The sequence below is a fragment of the Vibrio sp. C8 genome (assembly GCF_054051265.1).
Genome location: NZ_JBPAOE010000026.1, coordinates 1 through 6,556, shown reverse-complemented (window position 1 = coordinate 6,556; position 6,556 = coordinate 1). Strand labels below are relative to the sequence as shown.

General features: G+C 38.8%; 4 protein-coding genes. All 4 read left to right on the top strand.

What is annotated here, in order from left to right; all coding sequences use genetic code 11:
• Nucleotides 1-1,086: 1,086 nt before the first annotated feature.
• Entirely contained in the window at nt 1,087-1,494 is a 408-nt protein-coding gene (locus ACRQQK_RS14140) for a hypothetical protein (protein WP_212572220.1), read from the top strand.
• A gap of 145 nt (nt 1,495-1,639) precedes the next feature.
• Nucleotides 1,640-2,656 (top strand): DUF6602 domain-containing protein, encoded by a 1,017-nt coding sequence (locus ACRQQK_RS14135; RefSeq protein WP_457512453.1) that lies wholly within the window; start codon nt 1,640-1,642, stop codon nt 2,654-2,656.
• A 1,501-nt stretch (nt 2,657-4,157) separates the two neighbouring features.
• Nucleotides 4,158-4,499, top strand: coding sequence for a hypothetical protein (locus ACRQQK_RS14130; RefSeq protein ID WP_457512451.1), 342 nt, complete (start codon nt 4,158-4,160; stop codon nt 4,497-4,499).
• A gap of 154 nt (nt 4,500-4,653) precedes the next feature.
• Nucleotides 4,654-6,483: an AAA family ATPase gene (locus ACRQQK_RS14125; protein ID WP_457512449.1), complete on the top strand. Its 1,830-nt coding sequence runs from the start codon at nt 4,654-4,656 to the stop codon at nt 6,481-6,483.
• The last annotated feature ends 73 nt before the right edge of the window (nt 6,484-6,556 follow it).

Here is a 6,556-nt window from a genome sequence, read left to right as displayed (position 1 = left end):
TTTGGTTCAATTGGCTAGTGTGATTAGGGTGGTTAATTTGGGTTTGGTGGTGTTTGCAGCCACTTAGCTTAGCGTTAGCTGGAAAATTAAAAGAGCCGTTTATTCCGGTTTTGTGGTTCAAGCTTTACACCTGAAAGCCCCCGTATTTCGACTATCTCGCCAGTGGCACTTTCATTTAAGTGGTTGAATTCGGTTAGGCCGTTTTACTTTTAATAGTGTGTTTGTTGAGTTCTTTGGTGTGGCTTCTTTGAAGTTGAACTTGGTTCGTGACTAATAAAGTTCTTCGCTTGTTATGGTTGGCTTCATCGTAATTTTCTTGGTCAGTTATGTTTCGTGGGCTAGGTTTCACTTTTATAGCTATCCCTTTTACATTGTGTTCGTATAGTCATAATGTATTCCAAATTAGGCATTTGAGTGCAATCATTAAGCTTCAACGCAACCAGCTAACAAGGCGCTAAAGCCGGACTGCAAACGCGTGGCGTTTTTGGTTCAATTAGCTAGTGTGTTTACGGTGGTTACTTTGAGTTTAGTGGTGGTTTGCAGCCACTTAGCTTGGCGTTAGCTGAATTAAGCCGGTAACTCTCTCAATAGCAAGGATATCTATGAAAGTTAATGCTCTAATTTGGCCAGATAGACTGTTAACCTTGAACCAAAAAACAGTGGTATTTATTGCCATTTTTTTATGCGTTCCAGTAGTTTTTCTTTATCGGATGTTCGCTCAGAACGAAATTGCTGGGTTGGCTGTAGTGGGTATATACCCGTTAGTGGTGATATGGTGTTTTCTATTTAATAAAACGGTTCCTATTGGGGCAATTTTGGTTGATTATCGTGAGCAATCTCAGGGCACACAGTTTTGGCGGTTTGTTGCATTTGTTATTCATCTTATAGCTCTACATTACTTACTTTATTACCCTTTGAACTGAATTCAGCTAACAAGGCGCTTAAGCCGGACTGCAAACCTGTGGCGGTTTTGGTTCAACTTGTCTAGTGTGGTTACGGTGTTTATTTTGAGTGGGTGGTGGTTTGCAGCCACTTAGCTTAGCGTTATGTTGTCAGGTTATAGATTACTTAAATAGGGAGATTTAAATGCCAAGAAGATTGACCCAAACAAAAAAAGAAACTCACCAGACACTAAAAAATATGAGCTATGAAAGTATGGTGATTAGCTGGTTAATGTTTGATGGCTGGCAAGTTTTTACCCCTATTCTAGATAATGGACATCAAACAGATGTTCTGATTTCAGATGGCCCTAATTACTATAGGATTCAAATTAAAACTGTTGAAGCAACAGGGGAAGATCATTTAGTAGAGAATCGCTGGACTGATAGTAATGTAGATTTTGTAATCTTTTTTGCTCGTAATTCTACGTGGGGCTATATTACGCCTGCATTTATTGAAAAAAAGCGCTCTCTAAATTATCCCGGTCATGCCCGGTTCGATAGTTCTAGTCGTACAGAGTTCTTAAAAGAATTCCACAAAATTGATTTGGTGTAATCAACATAACAAGGCGCTAAAGTCGGACTGCAAACGCGTGGCGGTTTTGGTTCAATTGGGTAGGGTGTTTACGGTGGTTATTTTGAGTTTGGTGGTGTTTGCAGCCACTTAGCTTAGCGTTATGAAAATATGATAGGAAGTTACAATGGCAATAATAAATGATTGGTCAAAATCTATTGCAAAACTTGTCGATGCAAGTTTTGACGTGAGTAAATCTGTAGCGAAACACGGAACAGTTTTAGGTGATGCAAGAGAAAGCTTTATTCGCGACATATTAGAAAGATTTCTACCAACTAATGTGGTTGTCGGGTCTGGACAAATAGTAGATTGTAATGGTTCTATTTCAAAGCAAATAGACTTAATTATTTATCGAAGTGATTTTCCTATACTAAGGACATTGGGAAGCTCTGATGTTTACCTTATAGAAGGCGTGATTTCTACAGTAGAAATTAAATCTAAGTTAAACAAGGAAAGTCTATTTGAAGCTCTTGAAAATGGAAAGTCAGTAAGAAACCTTCAACCTTCAATTGTAAAGGAGACGCTAGATGATTTTTCTAGAATGGTATATAAATGTAAATTTGATGAACTTCATGTTTTTAAACAGAATTCTATAATGGGGATGGTTCTCCCACCAGTTTATATCTTTTCATATAAAGGTATAACTAGGAACTCAATCAAAACATTTATCGATCATTTAAATGAGTGGCATAACGATAACGCAAAAGGTGAAGGGGACATTACAGTTATGCCCGAAGTTATTGCTACCGAGGGCTGTGTGGCATTAAAAAATGTCAATGATTATTTAAAATTAGGGAGCCCAAGAAAAGAGGAGCTACTTGATTATATTAATGACATTGAAGAAAAAACTGGTATCGCTCTTACATATGAAGAATTACTTGAAACATGCGGTTTAAAAACAATAAATTATGGCCTAGGGGCTAAATGCGATGCGTACCCGTTACAGTTTTTGATATCTAGCATGTTAACTACCGTGTGCACGAGAGGGGGGCTTCAGAAATTAGGAGACCTACCCATAGCATACAGTCTGATAAATTACATTAAACATGATGAGTTAGAGGAAAAATGGGTAGGTGTTGCACCTAATATCAATAACATAACGTGCCCTAAATCAGACTTTGTAGAACAGATGCAATTTTCATAACAAACAATTTAAGAGTGATTCAGCACGCTTGGCATTTTTGGTTTGGGTTAAGGTAGGTGTTTATGGTGGCCACATTAAGTGTAGTGGTGGCGTGCTTCACACCTTAATTGGGCGTTAGCTGGAAAATTAAAAGAGCAGTTTTATTCCGGTTTTGTGGTTCGAGCTTTACACCTGAAAGTTCAAGTTTCTCAACTATCTCGCCAGTGGCACTTTCATTTAAATGGTTGAATCAACCCAAGTCGTTTACTTTTAATGGTGTGTTTGTTGAGTTCTTTGGTGTGGCTTCTCTGAAGTTGAAAGCGGTTCGCGACTAATAAAGTTCTTCGCTTGTTATTGTTGGCTTCATCGTAATTTTTCTTAGTCAGTTATGTTTCGTGGACTAGGTTTTAGTTTTATAGCTGTCCCTTTTACATTGTGTTCGTATAGTCATAATGTATTTCAAATTATGCATTTGGGTGCAAACATCAAGCTTCAACGTAACCAGCTAACAAGGCGCTTAAGTCGGACTGCAAACCTGTGGCGGTTTTGGTTCAATTGGGTAGGGTGTTTACGGTGGTTATTTTTAGTTTGGTGGTGTTTGCAGCCACTTAGCTTAGCGTTAGTTGGCCGTCATGTTGATTGGCTTCGCAATAACAAATCAGGCAGTTATGAATCCGTTTTGAGTTGTGAAATACTCATCCATTCGAATCTGCTAGCAGTTAAAATTTGGCTCATTCAGCCGCAGTGTTGAGTCTGCCGCTAATAGAGCTTTGCTTTTTATTAAAACCTAAGGGCTTAAAGCTCACCAGCTTTTGTATGCTAAATACGGGCTTCATTCCTGTGTTGGCTTTCGGAGAAAAAGCGGGGCAGTTAGGTTTTAGTAAAGGGTAACGTGTTGCTAGTTGTGTTGTTACCAAACGGCAACTAACAAGGCATTAAAGCCGGAACATAAACAGTTGGCTATGTTTCGCTGCGCTACACAATTTTAGCCAACGTGTTTCTGTCCGCTTAATGCGGCGTTAGCTGGAAAATTAAAAGAGCCGTTTATTCCGGTTTTGTGGTTCAAGCTTTACACCTGAAAGCCCCCGTATTTCAACTATCTCGCCAGTGGCACTTTCATTTAAGTGGTTGAATTCGGTTAGGCCGTTTTACTTTTAATAGTGTGTTTGTTGAGTTCTTTGGTGTGGCTTCTTTGAAGTTGAACTTGGTTCGTGACTAATAAAGTTCTTCGCTTGTTATGGTTGGCTTCATCGTAATTTTCTTGGTCAGTTATGTTTCGTGGGCTAGGTTTCACTTTTATAGCTATCCCTTTTACATTGTGTTCGTATAGTCATAATGTATTCCAAATTAGGCATTTGAGTGCAATCATTAAGCTTCAACGCAACCAGCTAACAAGGCGCTAAAGCCGGACTGCAAACGCGTGGCGTTTTTGGTTCAATTAGCTAGTGTGTTTACGGTGGTTACTTTGAGTTTAGTGGTGGTTTGCAGCCACTTAGCTTGGCGTTATGTGTTTGGAGGTAATATGTCGAATTTTCGTGTTAGGCTACGAGAATCAGTCAGAATCTTATGTACCAATGAAGCCGAGCTAAAGTACCGTCTAAAACTGGCAATTTGTGAGGAGTTACTGTTTGCTAATGTCCCAGAGGATATAAGTGTTCCATTGTATTTTCAAAAACAGCATCAGGTGATCATGGAAATAGCTACCGAAAAAACGTGGTCTAAAGACATTACTTCAGACAGGGTTGGTGCAACTATTTATCGGCGTCATGGCAAAACACTGTCTAAATGGGCTTCAATGATTTTACAGTTGCATCAAGAATACGAAGAATATCTTGTTTCAGGCTTTATTCCAGAACACACATAACAAGGCGCTTAAGCCGGACTGCAAACCTGTGGCGGTTTTGGTTCAATTGGGTAGTGTGTTTACGGTGGTTATTTTGAGTTCAGTGGTTTTTGCAGCCACTTAGCTTAGCGTTATGGGGCTTAAATTCAATACAACATTATAATAAGGTGGCTAGGTGAGATTACACGAAATCAAGATCGACAATTTTAGAAAATTAAAAGGTTGTACGATTGGCTTTAGAGATTCGACTTTTCTAATTGGTGCAAATAATGCTGGTAAATCTAGTGTGTTTTCAGCAATTCAACTTCTACATAGTGCTAAGAATGCGCTGAGAGAAGATTATTCGAAAACATACAATGAAGAAGAAGATTTGTATGAATATTCCGAAGAAATTGAAATGGTTGCGGAATACCACAATTTACCAGAAGAGGCTAAAGAGTGGGTTGGTTTTAAAGGAAGAATTATTAGGGCTGAAGCCCCTTTAGCAGATGAAACCGAGAACAGTATAGTTTACAAAAAGGTTTGGTCTATCAAACAGTCAAAACCAAAAGTTTACATGCTTGAATACCCCAAAGCGCCTAAAGACCAGTTTGTTGGTGCAACACAAGTATCTGAGTTGGTAGGCGATAGCTTCACTGAAGAGTTTTTGAAAGAATTCTTCGGTGACGGTAACTTTACAAAAAAGCTAACCATTAAAGCAGTTAAAGAAAAACTTGAAGATTTAACTGAATACTGGGAAGTCCAAGAAGATCAAGAACCCGAATGGGTTGAAAATCCAGGAGGTATTCCTGGTAACGTACTTTCTAAATTACCTCGTATAGTTGTTGTACCAGCTGAATCATGCGTATCTGAATTGACATCAAGCAACGGAGCATTGCATTCTCTTTTGGGCGATTTATTTGAACAAGTGCGGTCTCAGTCAGAAAACTATGAACAAGCACAACGTTTTCTAAACGAATTAGCATCCGAGTTAAATCCAAGTGATACTGACACTGACTTTGGTAAGTTAATCCAAGAACTAAATGGTATGGTTCACAACTTGTTCCCAGATTCGTCTGTCCATGTTTCCGCTGCATTAGATAAACCAGAGAAAACTATTAAACCTCAGTTTTCAGTTGAACTGGAAAGCAATGTAAAGACAGAAGTTTCATACCAAGGTCACGGTATGATCAGAGCAACAGCTTTCCAATTACTAAGGTTTGTACAGGAATTTGTAAATAAAAATGCAGATAACCCTAGAAGTACAATTTTCTGCTTTGAGGAGCCAGAAATTTATTTGCATCCTTCGGCTGCAAATCAACTCAGGGATTCGTTGTATGAGCTAGCGGGACCTAGCTGTCAAATTGTAGCGACTACTCATTCTCCATATATGGTAAACCTTGGTACGGACAAGAGTATTAGCTTAACTAAGTTCTCATATGCCGAGGGTGGCTTTACTGGGACAACATCATTCAACCTTGAAAATGCGTTCTCAGATCTTCAACAGGATGAAAAACAAAATCTGAAGATGCTTTTAAAAGTTGATGACTATATCTCAAGAATGTTCTTTACAAACAAATGTATATTTGTGGAAGGGGACACAGAAGAAGTTGTCGTAAGAGAAACAATTAAGCGTTTAAGTTCTGAAGATAAAGCTAGGGTTATAGGAAATTGTGAGTTCCTTAGAGCTCGTGGTAAAGCTGTGCTGATTTCGATTGCTAAATACCTAAATGCATTAGATGTTAATTATATCTTTATGCACGATCGAGATGCTGGAACTGAGAGGGCTGAAGCAATGAATGCCCCTATTCTTGCTCAAACAGGCGCTGAACGCAGAATCATGATCGAAGAGTGCATCGAAGACTTGTTAGGCTATGCTGCACCATCAAGTGAAAAACCATATAAGGCATATGAGCATATTTCTCAAAATTGGGGTGAAGAGTTTAACGAATTACCAGAACGTTGGAAAAATGTGTTTTTAGATCTTTGTTCTCCACACTTAGATCATCTAAAACCAGCCCCATAACAAACGACTATGGCGTCAATAACTAATTTTGAGCTATGTTCTCATCCCACATGACGCCATCTCTTAGCATCGT

Excerpts from the sequence above, each read along its gene's own strand:
- ACRQQK_RS14135 (WP_457512453.1), top strand. The coding sequence starts at position 1,640 with ATGGCAATAATAAATGATTGGTCAAAATCTATTGCAAAACTTGTCGAT.
- ACRQQK_RS14130 (WP_457512451.1), top strand. The coding sequence starts at position 4,158 with ATGTCGAATTTTCGTGTTAGGCTACGAGAATCAGTCAGAATCTTATGT.
- ACRQQK_RS14140 (WP_212572220.1), top strand. The coding sequence starts at position 1,087 with ATGCCAAGAAGATTGACCCAAACAAAAAAAGAAACTCACCAGACACTA.